General features: G+C 68.3%; 11 protein-coding genes. 8 read left to right on the top strand and 3 right to left on the bottom strand.

Annotation, left to right across the window (positions count from 1 at the left end; translation table 11 throughout):
* Positions 1-655 precede the first annotated feature (655 nt).
* Together BQ8420_RS08485 and BQ8420_RS08490 are read left to right on the top strand one after the other, a co-directional pair.
* Positions 656-1,045 carry a hypothetical protein gene (locus BQ8420_RS08485; protein ID WP_087097282.1) on the top strand — a complete coding sequence of 130 codons (390 nt, stop codon included), beginning with the start codon at positions 656-658 and terminating at the stop codon, positions 1,043-1,045.
* Positions 1,046-1,292: 247 nt separating this feature from the next.
* Positions 1,293-3,110: an acyl-CoA dehydrogenase gene (locus BQ8420_RS08490; RefSeq protein WP_087097283.1), complete on the top strand. Its 1,818-nt coding sequence runs from the start codon at positions 1,293-1,295 to the stop codon at positions 3,108-3,110.
* Positions 3,111-3,179: 69 nt separating this feature from the next.
* Here BQ8420_RS08490 and BQ8420_RS08495 read toward each other — a convergent pair whose 3' ends face one another.
* Complete coding sequence (locus tag BQ8420_RS08495) at positions 3,180-4,364, bottom strand: nitrate/nitrite transporter (RefSeq protein ID WP_200815860.1); 1,185 nt, start codon at positions 4,362-4,364, stop codon at positions 3,180-3,182.
* Between the two features lie 668 nt (positions 4,365-5,032).
* Here BQ8420_RS08495 and BQ8420_RS08500 point away from each other — a divergent pair.
* The 5 genes from BQ8420_RS08500 to BQ8420_RS08520 all read left to right on the top strand — a co-directional run bounded on the left by BQ8420_RS08500 (position 5,033) and on the right by BQ8420_RS08520 (position 13,024).
* The gene (locus BQ8420_RS08500; RefSeq protein ID WP_087097285.1) at positions 5,033-5,407 is read left to right on the top strand and encodes a hypothetical protein; all 375 of its coding nucleotides are present in this window, start codon (positions 5,033-5,035) and stop codon (positions 5,405-5,407) included.
* A 25-nt stretch (positions 5,408-5,432) separates the two neighbouring features.
* On the top strand, positions 5,433-6,647 hold the full coding sequence (gene solA, locus BQ8420_RS08505) for an N-methyl-L-tryptophan oxidase (RefSeq protein ID WP_087097286.1): 1,215 nt from the start codon (positions 5,433-5,435) through the stop codon (positions 6,645-6,647).
* 156 nt (positions 6,648-6,803) lie between these two features.
* Positions 6,804-8,870, top strand: coding sequence for a WD40 repeat domain-containing serine/threonine protein kinase (locus BQ8420_RS08510; protein ID WP_087097287.1), 2,067 nt, complete (start codon positions 6,804-6,806; stop codon positions 8,868-8,870).
* 19 nt (positions 8,871-8,889) lie between these two features.
* Positions 8,890-10,962, top strand: coding sequence for a serine/threonine-protein kinase (locus BQ8420_RS08515; protein WP_087097288.1), 2,073 nt, complete (start codon positions 8,890-8,892; stop codon positions 10,960-10,962).
* Between the two features lie 43 nt (positions 10,963-11,005).
* Positions 11,006-13,024: a protein kinase gene (locus BQ8420_RS08520; RefSeq protein WP_087097289.1), complete on the top strand. Its 2,019-nt coding sequence runs from the start codon at positions 11,006-11,008 to the stop codon at positions 13,022-13,024.
* A gap of 9 nt (positions 13,025-13,033) precedes the next feature.
* Here the strand turns inward: BQ8420_RS08520 and eccD are convergent, their stop codons facing one another.
* Entirely contained in the window at positions 13,034-14,374 is a 1,341-nt protein-coding gene (gene eccD / locus BQ8420_RS08525; RefSeq protein WP_087097290.1) for a type VII secretion integral membrane protein EccD, read from the bottom strand.
* Between the two features lie 219 nt (positions 14,375-14,593).
* Between eccD and eccCa the strand changes: the two genes are divergently transcribed.
* On the top strand, positions 14,594-18,556 hold the full coding sequence (gene eccCa / locus BQ8420_RS08530; protein ID WP_369825487.1) for a type VII secretion protein EccCa: 3,963 nt from the start codon (positions 14,594-14,596) through the stop codon (positions 18,554-18,556).
* Positions 18,557-18,664: 108 nt separating this feature from the next.
* On the opposite strand, the gene BQ8420_RS08535 is transcribed toward eccCa, so the two are convergent.
* Positions 18,665-20,449 (bottom strand): PQQ-binding-like beta-propeller repeat protein, encoded by a 1,785-nt coding sequence (locus BQ8420_RS08535; protein WP_235006006.1) that lies wholly within the window; start codon positions 20,447-20,449, stop codon positions 18,665-18,667.
* Positions 20,450-20,503 lie beyond the last annotated feature (54 nt).

Here is a 20,503-nt window from a genome sequence, read left to right on the forward strand (position 1 = left end):
GCTGCCGTCCCTGATCGCAAGACTCGGTGTCCTCGGCGGCGCGGCGGATCCGCGTGCCCCGCCCCTTGATGCGGACCCCACCGGGGTGGAACGCGCTCACATCATCCGAGGGGGACATTGCACATCGATGGCGTCGGGATAGCAGGCCGCGGAGGCCGCGGGAGAGGCGTGTCCGGAAGCGATCCCTGGTGGGGCCGGGGGAAGCAGGACGTTCCTTGCTTCCCTCTCGCGCCACGGGGACGGGTCGGGGACCACCCGGCCACCGACGTCACCCGTCGACGTGCCGGGGATCCGAAAAAATAGAATTAATTCGCGAACCCAGAGAACCACAAAGACTTGATCATCATCTAAGGGCGATCATGAATGGTCGCCTTATGTCGCCGATCGATCCTCGCATAATCATCCCTTGCATGGGGAAATTTCGACTTGATCTGCTTTTCTGACAGAGAACTTAACCCGCGCCGGCGAGCATGGACCACGTCCATCGAACGCCCGGGCGGTTCACGAACGAGGACCTACAGCCCAACAGGGATCGACCTTCGGGGACAGGGGGGCCGGGGAACCCCGAGGGCCGACACGTTCACACAACACCCGAGAACCGCGCACGGAACGCCACGGCGTATACCGATATCTCTCGAACCCAGAAACGGACATCATGAAGAACACATTCCGCTCCACCGCCCTGGTCCTTCTCTCCTCCGGCCTTCTCGTCACCGGCATGGCATCCCAGGCATTCGCGGACACGGCGAGCGACTCCGCGGACGTCGTCGCCGAGTCCGCCGGCTTCACCGGCACCCTCTCCGGGGAGGTGGAGTACCTGGCCCCCGGCAAGTACATCGTCGACGGCCAGGCGTTCTTCGTCAGCACGGAGACCGAGATCCTCGGCGGTCTCTACACCTGCGCCTCCGAGTCGGCCGGCGACGTCGGGAACGTGGAGTGCCCCTTCGACGAGTTCGACGAGGCGCTCGCCGAGGGGATGGTCGTCCTCGCGGGGGTCGAGGTCGAGGACGGCATCGCCGAGAGCATCACCGAGTTCCAGGCCTGATCCGGGTCCGATCCACGCCTCCCGGGCCGCTCCGATCCGCGCTTCGCGGGCGGGCGGCCCGATGGCGTGTGCCTGGTGTCCGATAAGCACCCATGGCCTGCCTTTCAAGACACTTGACACACTCCTGGGGGACACAAGTACCTAACAAGACTGGCATCTGGATCTACTCGGTAGTAACATTGACTTGTTACTAGTCGGTAGATCCGCGTGTACAGACACCGCGGCCAGGGAGACAGCGGAGCTGTTCATGACGCATTACAAGAGCAACCTGCGCGACATCGAGTTCAACCTCTTCGAACTCTTCAAGCGCCAGGACATCCTGGGCCAGGGCCCCTTCGAGGAACTCGACGAGGAGACCGCGCGCACCATCCTGGAGGAGATCAACCGTCTCGCCACCGGTGTCGTCGCGGAGTCGTTCGAGGACGCGGACCGCAACCCGCCCGTCTTCGACCCCAAGACCAACACCGTCGCCATCCCCGAGAGCCTGAAGAAGTCCTACCAGGCCTACATGGACGCCGGCTGGTACAACCTCGACCTTCCCCAGGAGCTCGGCGGCCTCGGCGCGCCCCGCTCCCTGGTGTGGTCCGCGGCCGAGCTCATCCTGGGCTCCAACCCCGCCGTCCACATGTACTCGGCGGGCCCCGGCTTCGCCGGCATCCTGCACTCCGAGGGCAACGAGGCGCAGAAGAAGTTCGCCCAGCAGGCCATCGAGAACGGCTGGGGCGCCACCATGGTGCTGACCGAGCCGGACGCCGGTTCCGACGTCGGCGCCGGCCGCACCAAGGCCACCGACCAGGGTGACGGCATCTGGCACATCGAGGGCGTCAAGCGCTTCATCACCTCGGCCGAGCACGACATGTCCGAGAACATCTTCCACCTGGTGCTGGCCCGCCCCGAGGGCGCCGGCCCCGGCACCAAGGGTCTCTCCCTCTACCTGGTGCCCAAGTTCCTGGTCAACGAGGACGGCTCCCTCGGCGAGCGCAACGGCGCCTACGTGACCAACGTCGAGCACAAGATGGGCCTCAAGGCCTCCACCACCTGTGAGCTGACCTTCGGCGACAAGCACCCCGCCATCGGTTACCTCGTCGGTGACAAGCACGACGGCATCCGTCAGATGTTCCTCGTCATCGAGTACGCCCGCATGATGGTCGGCACGAAGGCGATCGCGACCCTGTCCACGGGTTACCTGAACGCTCTGGAGTACGCCAAGAACCGCGTGCAGGGCAACGACCTCGCCGGGGCGAAGAACTCCCCGAAGGTCACCATCACCCACCACCCGGACGTGCGTCGCAGCCTCATGACGCAGAAGGCGTACGTGGAGGCCATGCGTTCGCTGGTCATCTACACCGCCACCCAGCAGGACGAGATCCAGATCGCCCAGGCCAAGGGCGAGGACGCTTCCGAGCTGGAGGCCATGAACGACCTCCTGCTGCCGATCGTCAAGGGCGTGGGTTCGGAGCGTTCCTACGCGCTACTGGCCGAGTCCCTGCAGACCCTGGGCGGTTCCGGGTTCCTGCAGGAGTACCCGATCGAGCAGTACATCCGCGACGCCAAGATCGACACCCTTTACGAGGGCACCACCGCGATCCAGGCACAGGACTTCTTCTTCCGCAAGATCGTGAAGAACGGTGGCAAGTCCATCGGCAAGCTGTCCGCCGAGATCAAGGCCTTCGCCGAGAGCGACGCCGGCAACGGTCAGCTCAAGGAGGAGCGCGCGCTCCTGCTCGGCGCCCTCGGCCAGGTCGAGAAGTTGGTCGAGCTCATGGTCGGCCACGCGATGGGCTCCGCCGAGGACTCCCGCGAGCTGTACAAGGTCGGCCTGAACTCCGTCCGCCTGCTGTTCGCCTTCGGTGACGTCGTCCTGGCCTGGCTGCTGCTCCGCCAGGCCGAGATCGCGCTGAACAGCGTCGACGGCGCGAGCGAAGAGGACAAGAGCTTCTACACCGGGAAGATCGCCGCCGCGCGTTACTTCTCCGAGCAGTTCCTGCCCCGCGTGGAGTCCGAGCTGAAGATCGCCCGGACCGTGAACCTGGGCATCATGGAGGTCCCCGAAGAGGCCTTCTAGGCTCCGACGGGATACCGAACACCGCCGAGGGGCGGGGTGGTCGCACGACCGCCCCGCCCCTCGGGCGTTCTACACCCGTCGACGGTGGGCGCGGAGGATGAACAGGGTCAGCACCAGGGTCGCCGCCGCCGTGCAGGCGGCCAACGGCGCGAACGCGGCCTGGTAGGCGCCCGGTAGGGCCTGGAGGATCACACCGGCGGCGACGGTACAGACGACGGCGGTGGTGAACCCGCTCATGTTCACCAGCCCGGACGCCACGCCGGTGCGGCTCGCGGGGATGCCGTCGCGGGCGAAGTCGAAGGAGACCGTGGGGGCCAGGGTCTGTCCGATCCCGCTCACCGCCATGACCGCCACCCCCAACGGCACCGGGACGCCACCGGGCCACGTCACCAACAGGATCCACCCGAGGCTCAGGAGACCGCCCAGGACGAGCGCCATGTACACGCGCACGCCCGGCCACCGACCGACGAGCAGCCCGGCGACGGGCGCCAACCACAGGGCTCCCGCGGCCAGCCCCGTGAGGGAGAGCGCCGCGGCGCTCTCGGACAGTCCCAGACCGTTCACGAGGAACGGGTAACCCCACAGCACCATCATCATCGTGAACGGCGCCATGACGGCCGCGTGGTGCGCCATACCGATCCGGGGCCCGTCGGCCCGCAGCGCCTCTTTGAGGGCCGCCCAGGCGGAGATGGGGTCGGCTACGGTGGAACGTCCGGCGGCCCCGGCGGGCCGGTCGCGGACCACCAGCAGCATCAGGAGCGCCATGAGCACGGTGAGGACGCCGGTGGTGAGGAAGGCCGCCACCCAACCGATTCCGTCCAGCGCCCAGGCCAGGGGGGCGGCGCTGGCCACCTGTCCGGTACCGCCGACCACACCGGTCAGGCCGCTCACCAGCGCGTAGCGCGCGCGAGGGAACCACAGCGCGGCCAGTCTGATGACGTTGAGGAAGACGAGCGCGTCGCCCAGACCGATGAGGAAGCGACCGACGACCGCCATCTCGATCCCCGGGGCGAGGGCGAACATGCAGGATCCGGCGGCCATCGCGATCATGCCCATGACCAGCGTGTACCGCGGGCCGAGCCGGTCGGCGAGCAGGCCGGCGGGCACTTGCAGGATCACGTACACCAGCAGCTGCAACATGGGCAGCATGGAGAGCAGCGCGGGTCCGACGTCGAAACGGCTCTGCGCCTCCAGGGCGGCCACACCGAGTCCGTTGCGGTGCAGCATGGCGAGGAAGTAACCGCCTACGGCCATGCCCCACACCAGCCAGGCGCGGGCACCGCCCCTCGGTTCGTCGGGGGACGCGCCGTTCACTGTCGTCCGGTCACCGGATGTATCGGATCTGGTCTGGGTCACTTCGCCGCTTCTCTCCTTGTTTCCTGCCGCTCCCCAGTGTCCTCCACGTCGGCGAGGGCCCCTTACCCCGGGGTGACCAGCAGCGCAAAACGGACGGGAATGCGCGATGACGCGGCGGGTGTGGAAAGGGCAAAGCGTCACCGCCGGCAGGCAAACCCTTTCCCACCTGTACAAAATCACTGTAAGCGACAGTTTCGCCGCAGTATGTGGCGAAAGCGGGTGACCCTGACGACAGTCGAATCGGGACCAGAGTCCTTTTATTTCAGTCCGATAACTCGAATACACGTTCGAATATACCGATTGCACCTGCGAGTTCTTTGGATAAACAGGTCGATACGCACTTGTTAGGTGTGGCATGGGTCACACGTCTAAGCCTCGACTGTCGGGGGCCGGTTACTGCTAGCATCCGGAGCGCGAAGGATAACTGCGAGGTAACGACAGAGTTCACATCGCGCCAACTTCGTTCGAGGAAGCCATCCGGTGGCCCCTCGATACCGCGGCGACGTGGCCGCACCAAGCACACACGGTCAGCACCCGCGGTTCCTCGACACACACTGGAGACGACCTTGAGTCACTGGCGCCTGAACAACCCCCGGGCCTCCCGGGCGAAGTCGGTACTCGCCAGCCGGGTCAAGCACAAGCCCCGCCACGCCTTCTGCGCCCAGCAGGCGATCACGGCGCTTCTGAACGAACTCTCCTCCGTGGCCACCCGGCCCCTCTACTGGTCCGGTAGCTCCGAGATGGCCGTCGCCTCCGTCATGCGCGACGTGAACGTCTGGTGCCGCGACGGCCGCTTCTTCTGGAACGACCTCTTCCAGGGCGGCAGCATGTCGCACCCCGCGAACGACCCCACCGGCGCCGCCGCCCTGCTCAACCCGTTCGCCCAGATCCCCGAGCCGGCGCACTACTACACGCACCGCCGCCCGGTGGCCGCCGCCTGACCCGCTCCCGTTAGCCTTCTGCCCCATGAGCAGACCCTTGGACACCGACACCGTCGTGGTCGGCCTGGGCGCGATGGGGTCCCAGACCCTGTGGCGGCTGGCCCGTGAAGGCGTCGACGCGATCGGTGTCGAACAGTTCTCCCCCGGGCACGACCGGGGTTCCAGTCACGGCGAATCCCGCATCATCCGGACCGCCTACCTCGAAGGCGCCGAGTACGTCCCCTTCGTGCGTGCCTCTTGGCGCGCCTGGGACGAACTCCAGGCGGCCGCGGAGGCGCGTCTGGTCATCCGATCCGGCTCCCTGATGCTCGGGCGCCCCGGTTCGGCGGCCATCGCCGGATCCACCCTGGCCGCCGAGAAACACGGTCTGGCCCACGAATACCTCTCCGCGTCGGCGCTCGCCGAACGGCACCCCCGCCATCTCATGCATCCCGACGAGGTCGGCGTGTTCGAGGAGGACGCCGGGGTCGTCCTGCCCGAACCCGCGATCCTCGCCGCCGTCCGTCTGGCCCGACAGGCCGGGGCGCGGGTGCTCACGCACCGGGCCGTCACCCGCATCGAACCCGACCCCGACCATCCACGTGTGTGGGTCGGCGACACCGAGATCCGTGCCCGCCGCGTGGTCGTGACCACGGGTGCCTGGCTGACCCGATTGCTCCCCGGCCTCAGCGACCTGGGCGGCGGCATCCGGGTGGAACGGCGTGTGCTCGGTTGGTTCCCCATCACCGAGCCCCTGCCCAGTACGGCCGGCCCCGAGCCGGTCTTCGCGCGCGACGAACCCGACGGCACTCTCTGGTTCGGGTTCCCCAGCATGGACGACGGACGCACCCTGAAGATCGGGATCCACGCCGAGTCCGAGACGGTGCGCGACGCCGCCGGTCGACGCCCGGGCTCCCAGTGGGGTGAACCCGTCGACCCGGACGTCGGCCCCCGTCCCCCGGACGAGGACGACGCACGCCGTCTGGGCGACCTCGCCGCGGGACTGCGCGGGGTGGGTCCACTGCCCGAACACATGGTGGCCTGTATGTACACGATGACGTCCGACGAACACTTCCTCATCGGCCGTCGGGACGAGCTGCCGGGGTTGGTCCTGGCCGGTGGTTTCTCCGGCCACGGGTTCAAGTTCGCCTCCGCCGTGGGCGTGGCCCTGGCGGACCTGGCCCGCACCGGACACACGGATCTACCGATCGGTATGTTCGATCCGCACCGCTGGGACACCGACGGGCGTCGTCCTCGCTGACTCCCTCGACGGCCCCACCAGGCGGAACTCCGGGCCGGATGAGGACAGCGCCCTGGGTGGTTTGTCGCCAAGCCGCTACATTGGCCCAGTACACGTCCTCTTCGTGAACCCTCCGGAAACACCGCCGCCTCGCGTGCAGTAAGGATCCCTGCAGTCATGCAACCCCTCACCGCCGACGATCCCCCCGCCATCGGCCCTCACCGGCTCCTCGCCCGGCTGGGCGCCGGCGGGATGGGCAAGGTGTACCTCGCACGTACCCCCGACGGTCACCTGTGCGCTCTGAAGGTGGTCAAGGAGGACCTGGCGCACGACAGCGAGTTCCGGGCGCGGTTCGCCCGTGAGGTGCGCACGGCGCAACGCGTGCGCGGCCCCTTCACCCCGGCGGTCGTGGACGCCGACCCCGAGGCCCCCGAGCCGTGGATGGCCACCGAGTACGTGCCCGGCCCCACCCTCAAGGAGGCCGTCAGGGAGGTCGGGCACTTCCCCGCCGAATCCCTGTTGGTGCTCACCTTGGGGTTGGCCCAGGCGTTGGCGACCATCCACACCGCCGGGCTGATGCACCGCGACCTCAAACCCAGCAACATCCTGCTGTCCCCACGGGGTCCACAGGTCATCGACTTCGGTATCGCCCGCGCCGTCGAGGGCACCGTCCTCACCAGGACCGGCCAGACCTTCGGTACCCCCTCGTACACGTCTCCGGAACAGATCACCGGTAAGAACGTCACTTCGCGCGCCGACGTGTTCTCGTTGGGCGGTGCGGTGATCTTCGCCGCCAGTGGGATGCCGCCCTTCGGTGCGGGCAGTCCGGTCAACACCCTCGCCAAGGTGCTGAAGGCCGAACCGAACCTGGAGGCCCTCCCGGAGGGACCGCTGCGGGACCTGATCGCCCGATGCATGGCAAAGGAGCCCGAGCAACGCCCCGACACCGACTCCATCCTGCGTGATCTGTCCGGTCTCCCGTTGCCCTCGGCCGCGCACGGTTGGCTTCCCACCCAGGTGAACCGGCAGATCGACGCCAAGGCGGGTGAGACGGAGCAGGCCAGGGCCGCCGAACGCACCACCGTGCCCATGAACGGCGGCGCGGGACGGAGCGGTGGAACCTCCTGGTGGCGCCGCCGGTCGGTGGTGGTCGCGGCGGCAGCGGCCACCGCCTTGGTCCTGCTCGGTGGTGGGGCGCTGGCGTGGACCGCGCTCCCCCTCGGTTCCGGGGACGAACAGGAACCGACCGCCGACGCCTCCGACGAGGCCTCCCAGGGGGCAGACGACGGGTCCGGTGGCGAAGGTGACCCGGGCGCGGAGGAGCCCGACGGCTTCGGCGGGTTCATGTACTCCCTCACCTTCTCCGAGGACGGCGACCTCCTGCACGTCTTCGGCGGGAGCACCCTCAGCACGTGGGACTGGCGAAGCGGGGAGATGGTCGACGAGTACCCGAACGCCCTCGGCGCCGACTTCACCGACAGCGGTTACGTCGCGACCGCCGTCAACTCCTACATCCGGGTCTGGGAGGGCGGCAGCGACAACCGGATCGCGGTCCTGGGGCAGGACGAGGAATTCGGCATGTTCGACATGGCGGCCCTCACCGAGGACGCCTCCACGTTGGCGGCCGAGGCCTCCGACGACGGAACCGAGGACGGGAACCCGATCCTTCAGACGTGGGACATGGAGAGCGAGGAGGTCGTCTCCGACTTCCCCCTCGACGGGTTCCTGCACGCCCTGGACTACACCCCGGACGGGTCGATGCTGGTGGGTGCGAGCTACAGCGCGGAGGAGGGCGACGCCACCTTCACGGCCGTGTGGGACGCGGAGAGCGGCGAAGAAATCCACCGGTTCGACGGGACGGAGAGCTCCGACTTCGCGCTGTCCGCGGACGGGAACACCATGGTGGTCCTGACCGACTACACCGACGTCCGCACGGTCGACCTGACCGACGGTTCCACCCGGGAAATGGACATGCCGGACGTCGGCGAGGACAACGTGTACAACGTCGCGCTGTCCGCGGACGGTTCCATCGCCTACTCCGGGGCGAGCTTCCCGAGCTCGGACACCCTCGCCTGGGACACGGCCACCGGTGAGGTCCTACCGATCGAGGGCCTGCGCCTCTCGGAGGTCATCGGGGTCAGCCCCGACGGCGAGCACATCGCCACCACCGTGACCGAGGACGGCTACGCCACCGTCCGTGTCCTGGACACCACCGACTACGAAGTCGTCGCCGAGTTCTCCTGAACACCCCCGAAAGGGCACCATGCAGCAACCCGCTCCACACGACCCGCGCGAGGTAGGCCCCTACCGTGTCATCGCCCTGCTGGGCTCCGGTGGCATGGGCCGCGTGTACCTCGGGATGGACTCCGACGGCAGACCCGCCGCGGTCAAGGTCGTACGCGCCGAATACGCCTACGATCCCGGGTTCCGTGCACGGTTCGCCCGGGAGCTGGAACTCGCCCAGCGGGTCCACGGCAACTACACGCCCCGCGTGCTGGCCGCCGACACCTCCGGGCAGACCCCCTGGTTGGCCACCGAGTACGTGATGGGCCCCTCCCTGCAAGACCTGGTGTCCGACACCGGGCCGCTCCCCGAACAGTCGGTGCGTTTCATGGCCCGCGGCATCGCCCAGGCCCTGGAGCGCGTCCACGCGACCGGGCTGGTCCACCGCGACCTCAAACCCGGAAACGTGATGGTGGCGGCCGAGGGCCCCCAGGTGATCGACTTCGGCATCGCCCACGCGTTGGGGGACGCCCAGGAGGCAGGGGAAACCGGGGAGGCCGGGGAGGAGCGACGCTTCGTCGGTACCCCCGCGTTCATGTCGCCGGAGGCCGTCGACGCCGGACACGGCCCGGGGTCGGCCGCCGACGTCTTCGCGCTCGGCGGCGTCATGGCCTACGCCCTCACCGGGCAGGGGCCGTTCGGCGACGGTCACCCCTCCACCGTCCTGTACCGCATCGCCAACCTCGACCCCGACCTCGATCGGGTCCCCCCGTCCATGCGCGGCATCATCACGGCCTGCCTGGAGAAGGACCCCGCTTCGCGGCCCAACGCCGCGCAGGTGCTGCACGCCCTCGGCGGTCCGGTGGCACCCGCTCCGGCCTCCGCCGCGTGGTTGCCCCCGAACGCCGCCGCGCGGATCGACGGTGTCGCGCACGAATACCACTCCGCCGTGGCCGCCAACCCCGATCCCGGGGCCAAGGGCGGCCTGGGCGGGCGGCTGCTCATCGTCGGCGCGGCCACCGTCGCCCTCGCGATGGTCGCCGGGCTCGGTGTGTGGACCGCGGGTCAGGCCGGTCTGGTCGGCGGGTCCACCCCCGACCCCGGGGAGGAGCAGGGCGTGGCCCAGCGCGAGACGTGCGACGCCACCGAACACCTCGCACCCGAGTTCACCGAGGCCGCCAAGGAGGAACCCACGGCGCCCAACGACGACGAAGGCGTCTTCTACACGGAGTTCTCCGGCGACGGCGAGGTCCTGGCCGTGGCCGGCACCGGCGGCGTGGCGTTGTGGAGCTGGCGGGAGGACACCGAGGTCGCGCGGATCGAGACGCAGATCCCCATGCTGTACGGGCATCCGAGCTTCAGCCCGAACGACTGCCTGCTGGCCTATGCCTCCGACGACGGCGCGCACGTCTACGACCTGGAGAGCGGCGAGCACAAGGTCTACTCGGAGGGCTTCGACATCGGCTCCATCGCCTTCACCGACGACGGCACCCGTTTGGTGGTCGGCTCGGGAGGCGGTACCGACTCGGCGGTGATGATCTACGACCTGGAGACCGACGAGCTGACCGACACGCTCTCCGGCCCCTACAGCCTGCGCTCGGTCGACGTCTCTCCCGACGGCGCCCACGTGGTCGGTCAGGACTACTCGGAGCAGCTGCACCTGTGGGAGGTGGAGAGCGGTGAGGTCGTCGGACAGAGCACCGAAAGTCCCCTCTTGGGCCCCCAAGGCGTCTCCATGGTGGACGACTCCACCATCCTGCATCCCCTCTCCAACGGCGCCCACCGGATCAACCTCGACGACCCTTCCGACTCCACCGATTTCGTCGACGAGGACATGGACGCGGAGGAGTTCGAGGTCCACGACGTGCAGTACAGCGTGGCGGCGGACCGCGTCTACGTCACCTACGTTCCCAAGGACTACGAGTTCGAGGACGCGTACATGAAGGTGTGGGAGTACTCCACGGGGGAGGACCTGACCGCCGACGAGAACGAGGGGTACCTGCACGAGATCGCCGTGCACCCCGAGGGCGAGGTCATCGCGGGCGTGCCCGGGCACGGCAGCGGCATGTGGTTCGTGGACGCGGCCGACCTGCGTCTGGTCGAACAGATGTGACCTCCGCCCCACGTCCCCTCCCTCCCCGACCTCGGTAAGGCCCATGTTCCCTCTCCACCCGCACGACCCGCCCGCCATCGGCCCCTACCGGCTGCGCGCTCGCCTGGGCGAGGACGCCTACGCCCGCGTCTACCTGGGGGTACCCGACGACGGTTCGTCGGTGGCGGTGAAGGTCGTACGTCCGGAGTACGCCACCGACCCCACCTTCCGCGCCGCCTTCGCCCGCCAGGTGGAGGGGGCGCGAGGGCTGTCCGGGGCGCACGTGTGCGCGGTCCGGGACGCCGACCTGAACGGCGCGGTGCCGTGGGTCGTCGTCGGCCGTCCCCTCGGGCCGACGCTGGCCGAGCTCCTGCGCGCACACGGCCCGCTCCCCGTGGACGCGGTGCGCCCCTTGGCGTTGGCCCTGGCCCAGGCACTGGCCGACCTGCACGGCGCCGGTCTGGCGCACGGTTCGCTGTGGCCGGACGGCGTCCTCATGGCGGGTCACGGCGCCGCGTTGGCCGACCCCGGCCTGGAGCGGGCGGTCTCCGACACCGAACGGCGGGCGCCGCATCCGGCGTTCGCCGCACCGGAGGGTGGAGCGAGCCCGGCCACGGACGTGTTCTCGTGGGCGGCGACGCTCTGTTACGCGGTCTCCGGGGTGGCCGGACCCGAGGGTCTGTCCGCCGTGCCGCTGCAACTGCGCGGCCTGGTGGACGCCTGTCTCAAGCGGGACCCCAGGCTGCGTCCCAGCTCCTCCGACCTGGTGAGCATGCTCGGTGGACCCACCGAACCACCTCCGTGGTCACCGCCGGTGCGCGCGACGATCGACGCGGTCGCCGCACGTCAGAGGGAGGTGCTGGCCGCTCGACCAGAGGCCGGGCGTGGTGGGCCCCGGAGGCGCGGACGGCTGCTCGCCCTGGGCGCCGGGGCACTGGTCCTGGTCGTGCTCGCGGCCGGGGGCGCGGTGTTCGCCCATGACCGGCTGTCCGATGATCCGGCGGACGCGGCCGGTCCGGAAGAGGGCGCGGAGTCGCTGGTCAGCGAGGGCCGTTGCCTGGACAGCACCGCCTACCCACCGCCGGAGGAACCTCCCGCTCCGGAGACCACCGTCTCCCACCTGGAGTTCTCCGGGGACGGCGACGTCCTGGCGGTGACGTCCGAGGTGGGACCGATGGTCTGGGACTGGCGGGAGGGCCGGGAGATCGCCCGCCCCACCACGACGGGTTCGGCCGTCTTCCCGGAGTTGGCGTTCTCCCCGGTCGGCTGCACCCTGGTCGCCGCGGAGCCCGTCGAGTACGAGGGACGAGAGGAACCCGTCCACCTCGCGCACACCTACGACCTGATCTCCGGCGAGACCGTCCAACACCTGGGGGCGCAGGAGGGCCCGGACGACCAGGAACGCTGGTTGGCCAGCCCGAACGACGTCCGAGGTTTCGCGTTCTCCCCCGAAGGCACCCGACTGGCCGTCACCCTGGACCAGGGTTCCGACGACGGTCCGGGCACCAACGTCGTCGACACCGCGACCGGCGAGGCCGGCGAACCCCTGGCCGAGGGGCTCCAGTACGAGACACGATTCGTGGACGAGGACCACTTCGTCACCAACGACTACGGCACCGTCCACGTCTGGGACGCCGGCACCGGTGAAGAGGTCGGCACGGTGGAGGGGACCTCGGACAGCTCGCTGGCGGTACGGCCGGGAACCACCCAGGTCGCCTACGCCGAGGACCCCGCGATCCACGTCGAGGACTACGAGGACGGAACCGAGGTCGCCTCGTTCACCCGCGAGGAGTTCGAGTCCGACGACGAGCCCATCCTCATCCAGCTCCTGTTCGACCCCGCCGGGGAGAGGCTGTACGCGACGTGGTCGGCGAGCACAGGCCCCGGTTCCCGGGAGTACCACCCCTACGTCTGGGACCTGGAGTCCGGCGAGAACCTGGTGGAGGCGGCCGAGGAGGACGTCTCCTACCGAAGGATCGCGATCCACCCCGACGGCGAGGTCATCGCGGCCGTGGGCGAGGACGGCGCACCCCCGGCCCTGCTCGACCCGGACACCTTCGAACAGGTCGACACCCTCTACTGAGCACCCGCGTCACGTGGCGCTGGTCATCCTCTCCACGAAGGCGAACAGGCCCATGCCCCAGGCGAACATGACGCACATCGTCATGATGATGATGATCTCGACCCAGTTCAGGGCCCTTCGGAGCGAGGCACGAGGGACGTCGTTCAGCTTCACCCAGCTCAGGACGCTCAGGAGTGTCCCGGCGAGCAGGACGGCGACCGGAAGCCACGGGCCGAAGACCGGGTACTGCGTCGTGACCGCGACACCCGCGGCGCCCAGACCCACGACTCCCGCGAGACGCAGGGGCAACACGTGACGGATGCGGTCGAACAGGCGCGAACGCATGACCAACAGCACCCCGAGAAGACCGCACAGCAGCAGGTCGGGGAGTCCGGTGCCGAAATAGGCGAGCAGGACCGCGAAGATCCCGCCGGAGAGGGCCGTGCCCATGGCGATGCCCAGCAGCAGACGGTCGGTGTTGGCGAAGGTCTCCTCGAACCGATCCGTGGCCACCTGACCCGATCGGCCTACCTCGTAGTCCAGCCCGGACAGACCGCCCATCACCATCGCCACGCGCGGCAGCGCCCCCACGCACAGGGCCAGCGCGATGCCCATCGCGCGCACACCCTGGACCGGTTCCGCGAAGATCCCGACCACGACCAGCACGCCCCCGGTGAGGGCCACCACCGTGAGGCCGGCGATGTAGGGGAGACCGGTCTCGTGCATGGACCAGCCGATCACCGCCACCAGCAGACCACCACAGAGCGCGATGGCCCCCATCACCAACGGGGTCGGACTGAACAGGAACCCGGCCGCGAGGACCGCGGTGGCGCCACCCCACATACAGGCCGCCGCGAAGAGGACATGGGCGACGACCGGCAACGGGCGGCGGGCCGCGAGCAGCATCGTTCCCACCGTCAACAGCGTGCCGAACGCCGCCACCGCGAGGTGCCCCGGGGACGGTCGCAACCACATCATGAGGAACAGCATCAGCAACGGACCGATGCCGCCCACGAGCAGGCCGAACGACAACGTGGTCGTCGGGTTCCAGATCCACGCGGTTTCATCGACGCTGTCCTCGACCGCGCCGCGTACGTCGTCGACGTGTTCGGGACGGCTCGGGGCGACCACACGGTCGAGCAGGAGCAGGTCCCCGTCGTAGATTCCGGAGCTCTCCAGAGGTTCTTCGGGCCGGACGGGTTGACCGTCGACCGTGGTCAATGTCCAGGACGCCGGTTCGGAGCTCTCCCCCTCGTCCACGCACACCTCGATGATGCGCGGCATGAGCGTGGCGACCGGCACACTTCCCGGTAGCGCCAAATCAGCCCAGCGCTGGGGGCCGGTGACCGTGACCCTGCAGTATCCGCTCACCCAAGACCCTCTTTGTCGACTCGTGCGGTGATTACCATGCTTAAGGGGTGCCAACCGATGTTAATTAGGCGATTCGTGGTGTTCACGAGATCATCTATAGCGTAGTCACCCATACACGAAACCTTGTAGGTGGACGGAGAAGGGACCCCCGTGGCGACGAGACCTGTTCCCCGACCAGCTCGTGACATCCCATCGGCCCCCGGGACATCTCCGCTGGTCATCGCGACACCGCCGCAGATGCCGGAGAACGCGCCCGCCGGTAGTTCCGGCGCGATGATCATCATGCCGATCATCACCGGTTCCGGTTCCCTCCTGATGTCCATCACCATGGGTCACCGTCCATTGATGATGGTGGCGGGCGTGATGATCATGCTCGCGAGCGTCATCGTCGGAATCATCATGTTCGTTGCCCAGCACAACGGCCCGCGCAAGCGCATTCGTGAGCAACGAGAGCGCTACGTCGACTACCTCGACCAGTTGCGCGAGATCGTTCGTGACGTCGCCGCCAGTCAGCGCTCGGACAACGCCTTCCGCCATCCGAAACCGAGCCTGCTCACGGAACCGGCTCGCTCCCGAGCACGAAGATGGGAGCGCAGGGCGTCCGACCCCGACTTCCTCGACGTGCGGGTCGGATACGGCACACGGCCGCTGGCTCGCAGACTGAAGCTCAAGGTGGACACCTCCTCTCCCCTCATCGTCTACGACCCCGTCTGCCAAGGCGCCGCCGACCAGATCATCGAGCTCTACGGCGACGTCCCCGAGATGCCCTTGGTCGTGCCGCTCCGACGGCACGGCGTAATCTCGATCAACGGAGACCGGGAGGCGGGACGCGGTCTCGTCCGAGCGATGATCTCCCAGCTCTCGGTCTTCCATTCCCCACACGACCTGCGCATCGGTGTGGTCCGCGATCAGAAGCTCCGTGAGCGGTGGGAGTGGACGAAGTGGTTGCCGCACAACACCTTCGACGACGCCACGGACGGGCCGATGCCCGCCCGCTTCGTCTCGGACAACACCGTGCAGGTCGCGGAACTCCTCACGGACGAGATCGAACGGCGCACCGTCGACCTGCAACGTCGCCGCGGTAAGCCCCCCGGCCCCGGAACGCAGCGGCTCGTGGTCGTCTTGGACGGCGAATACCAGTCCACCCTCTCCGGCCTCCAGGCCGAACCCCCCGTCACCAACCTGGCCGACCTCGGGATCCACGTCATCATCCTGTCCTCGGAGCGACGCGAGGAACCCGACTCCGTGGAACTGCGGCTCCTGATCGAGGCCGACGGCACCCTTCGTGAGGACACCGAGGGCATCAAGCCCGACCCGGCCTCCGCCTACGTGCCCCTCGACGGCAAGGCCGACAACGCCGGTGTCGCCCAACTGACCACCCTGTCCCGCCTTCTGGCTCCCTACGGCATCGCGGTGACCGACGGCGACGACGCCATGCACGAGACCGTCGGGCTGCCGGAGATCCTCGGGGTTCCCGACGTCGCCGCGCTGGACACCCGGCGTACCTGGCGCAAACGCTCCACCGGCGACTACCTGCGCGTTCCCATCGGTGTGGGCCCGAGCGGCAACACCGTCCTGCTGGACCTGAAGGAATCGGCCTTCGGCGGCATGGGCCCGCACGGCCTGGTCGTCGGTGCCACCGGTTCCGGTAAGTCGGAGATGCTGCGCACCATGGTGGCCTCTTTGGTCATCAACCACTCACCGGAGAACCTGGCCCTGCTGCTGGTCGACTTCAAGGGCGGCGCGACCTTCGCCGACACCGACCGGTTGCCGCACAGCGCCGGGCTGATCACCAACCTCGCCGACGATGACGGGCTGGTCATCCGGTTCCGTGAGGCGACCTTCGGTGAACTGGTACGACGGCAGCAGATCCTGAAGAACGCCGGCAACCTGCCCAACCTGCACGCCTACGAAGCGGCTCGGGAGAACGATCCCGACCTGGAACCGCTGCCGCACCTGCTCATCATCATCGACGAGTTCTCCGAGCTGCTGACCGCCCACCCCGACTTCGCCGAGTTGTTCGTCGCGATCGGACGGATCGGACGGTCCATCGGCGTGCACCTCCTGCTCGCCACCCAGCGCCTGGAGTCGGGCAAGATCAAGGGGCTGGAATCCCACCTGTCCTACCGGGTGGGTCTGCGGACGTTCTCCGAGGCGGAGAGCCGTGAGGCGATCGGTGTCGGCGACGCCTACCACCTGCCCCCGGAACCCGGTTCGGGTTACCTGAAGGTCGACACCTCCGTCTTCGAACGGTTCAAGGCCGCCATGGTGTCCCAGCCCTACGAGCCACCGGCCAAGGAGGAGAAGACCGAGCACGACCCGGTCCTGCCGTTGCTGTCCTACAACGGCCTGAACAAGGTGACGGGCGCGGGATCGCTGGTGGAGTCACTGGTGGACTCGATCAAGGCGAAGGCCGACGAGAAGCCCAAGCAGGCCAAGCGCACCACCCTGCAGGTGACCGTGGACCGGTTGGTGGCCTCGGGCGCCGACCCCGTACGCCCCGTCTGGCTGCCTCCCCTCCCGGAGATGCTGACGTTCGACACCGTCCTGGCCGACCTCGGCGAAGGGGACGACATCGAGGGCGCGGGAACCGAGCCGGACGCGGCCGAGGCCAAGGCCGTCTTCGGACTGACCGACATCCCGCGCGAACAACGCGTGGTGCCCGCCGAACTGGACTTCACCGGTGGAGAGGGCAACATCGTCGTCCTGGGCGGGCCCCAGTCCGGTAAGTCCACCCTGCTGCGGACCATCATCACCAGTCTGGCCTGGCGGTACCCGCCGGGCCGTGTGGCGGTCTACGCGATCGACTTCGGCGGCGGCGCGCTCCAGGCGATGGACGAGCTGCCGCACGTCGCGGGTGTCGCCGGTCGCGCCGACCCGGAGAAGGTCCAGCGGGTCCTCACCGACGTGTCCGGGCACCTCGACCGCCGGCAACGCCTGTTCCGCAAGCACAAGCTCGACTCCCCCGCGGCCCTGCGTCAGGCCCGCGCGGAGGGCAAGGTGCCGGCCGGTATCGCGGGTGACCTGTTCCTGATGATCGACGGCTGGTCGGCCGTTCGGGACACCTTCGACGCCGCCGACGACTACCTCATGGACATCGCGACGCGTGGTCCGTCCCTGGGGGTGCACACCATCCTGACGGGCGCGGCGTCCTCCCAGGTCCGTTCCCGGTTGCAGGCGCTCTTCGGCGGCAGGTTCGAGCTGCGCCTGAGCGACCCCATGGACTCCGGTATCGGCCGCAAGATCGCCGAGGACATCCCGAAGGACACCCCGGGCCGTGGCCTGTCCTCGGAGGAACACCACACCCACGTGGCGCTCCCCCGCGTGGATGGTTCCGCGAACGACGAGGACCTGACCGACGGCATCCAGGATCTGATCAAACGGATCCGGGAACGCTGGCCGCAGAAGGCGGTCCAGGGCGTCCGTACCCTCCCCGAGCGCGTGGAGCTGGACGACCTGCTCAAGGGCCGCAGGACGGGCCGGAGCAGGTCCCGGGAACTGGTGCTGGGCATGGGCGAGAGCTCTCTGGCCCCGGCCGTCATGAACCTGGACCGGGACCCGCACCTGCTGGTGTTCGGAGACCCGCAGACCGGGAAGTCCACCCTGGTGCGCGGGCTGGTCAAGCAGATCGTCCAGCGCCCGGCCAAGGAACTGGGCATCGTGATGGTCGACTTCCGCCGCTCGCACCTGGAACTGGTTCCGGAAGAGCACCTGTTGGCCTACTGCACGACCGCGGAACAGACCAAGGCGGTCGCCGACAACCTCGCCGGTTCCCTCCAGGAACGCCTTCCGGGCCCGGACGTGACCCCCAAGCAGCTACGGGAACGCAGCTGGTGGCAGGGGCTCGACCTGTACATCATCGTGGACGACATGGACATGATCGCCTCGCGCAGCAACCCGCTGGCACCCCTGGCCAAGTTCATCCCGCAGGGCGCCGACCTGGGCCTGCACGTCATCGCCGCCCGCCGGACCGGCGGTACGGCACGCGCGATGTTCGAGCCGGTCTTGCAATCGCTGAGCGACATGGCGACCCCGGGTGTGCTGTTCTCCGGCGACCGTATGGAGGGACGCCTGGCCAACGGTGTGGCCTCCAAGCAGCTTCCGCAGGGCCGAGCGCAGCTGGCCCTACGCGGCAAGCGCCCCGACCTCGTCCAGGTCGGCTGGAGCGAACCCCCCGCGTAACCACACCCGCGCGGAAGAGGAACCGTTCATCGAGCAATGGCCGCACGCGGCCACCTCGGAACTCGGTCGGGTCGAGCCTTGGAAACCCGTCGTGACACGGGCGAGAGCTCACCTGACCGTTACGGCGGACGTGACCAGGTTCGACTCGACCGAGTAGACGACGACTGCACCCGGGACCACGCGAATACCGGCCCCTTCGTCCTCGGCGAGAGGCCGATCCAACACATCCTCGATGGTGTGCGGAGTGGACCCGTCCCAGGGGTACACCATCAGGTCGACCGACCGTTCACCGCTCTCGGGCCATTCGACCGAGTAGAGCACCTCGTCCGTGGTGACGATCCGCCGGTGCCCGTCCGTCGGGGGGAGCTCCAGCGTGTGCTCAGGCGACCCGTAGGCGTCGGTGAGCGTGAGGGCCTGATCCGACCCCAGAAGCGCACCATTGCCGAGCACACTCTTCCAAAGTTCCCCTTCCCCCGGCTCGCCGCTCAGACGGAAATCTCCCCAGTCCCCCGAAGCGACCTCCTCACCCGTCGCGGCGTCGATGGTGGAATACCGCCGTGGAGAACGATCTCCCTGGTCCTCCCGATAGGCCACGAGTACGTAGAGCAGGGAACCATCCGTGGACGCGGTGACCTCACCACCCAGGTAGCCATCCGCCGGGATCTCGTGGGTCCACATCAGCTCACCCGTCACCGAGGCGAACGCGAACACCTGGGGAACGCGCCGTCGCGAATCGCCGCTCCCTTCGAAACAGCTCATCTGAACGAACACGTGATCGCCGGTCACCTCGCGATCCACCACGATGTTCGACGCGGACTCATCGAGCGTGCACTCAGAGGAATCGGCGAGGGACCAAAGGAGGGCCCCGGAAGAGGCCCCGTACACCTCCAACGGCACGTCCTCCTCGTTCCGCACCACGACGCTCTCCCCATCGAGGGGCTCCGCTGCGTCGGCGTCGTGGCTATCGGGGGATGCCTCGCTCTTCAAGAGCCCCTGCCTGTCCTTCGTCCGGTGAAGGATCCGCCCGGTCCCCACGTCAAGCGTGACCCGGGCCGTATCGGGAGAGGGATCGTCATCGCGCGAAGGCATGTACGCCTCCATCACGATGGAGCCCATGTCCGGCGTGATCACGGACCGCGTGACCGAACCGGGAAGGCGGTAGCGCCACAACTCGTTCCCGGTGACCGGATCCACCACCATCACGCCGTCGTCGAGCTTCAGCAGAACCCCGGACGCGACCGCCTGCAATCCGATCACCGAGCCGTCGGGGAGGTCCAGAGTCCGGTCGATGTCCTCGACGAACGCAGGAATCTCAAGATCAGGATGCTCTACTTCCGTGGTGAGATGCTCTGCCGCTGGTTGAGGAGAGCGGACCACGTCCTCGGCCACCGCACCCGCCCCGGCAGAGAACACCAGGATGATCGCCAGCCCCAAGGACAACGCCGGCCCCGACCCGGGGACACCGTTCTCTCTGTGGTCGAGCACGATCATGACCACCGCGACGATCCCCTGGAGACCACTCACCACGACGGTGACCACAGCGGTCGCCAGTAGAAAGTAGCGCTCCCCAGGGAAGAGTTCGACCTCGGAGTACCCGCTCACGAAGGAGAACGCCATGGCCGCGACCAGGACACCCGCTCCGGTGGCTGCCCAAAGGAACACCGACCTCACCGTCGAGGCCTCGTTTTCCTTGGCCCGCACATCCCAGGACCAGTGGACCAAGAGCAGAACCGTCGCCGTCAAGGGCCCGTAGAGCACATACGAAGGAACCGACGACTGAGGTGTCCCAGACCAGGCGAGAACGGCCTGTGAGAGAAGGGGCAGGAAGCCGATCAGGCCTCCGACCAGCAGCAGATGCCTTCGCAGCGCCTTCATGGTGCCGACGAGTGACATGCATAAAGCCTCTCTGCAACAGGAGATTCACTATACGTCTGCGCAAATCTTTGA

Source organism: Nocardiopsis sp. JB363, from assembly GCF_900143625.1.
Taxonomy (GTDB): domain Bacteria; phylum Actinomycetota; class Actinomycetes; order Streptosporangiales; family Streptosporangiaceae; genus Nocardiopsis.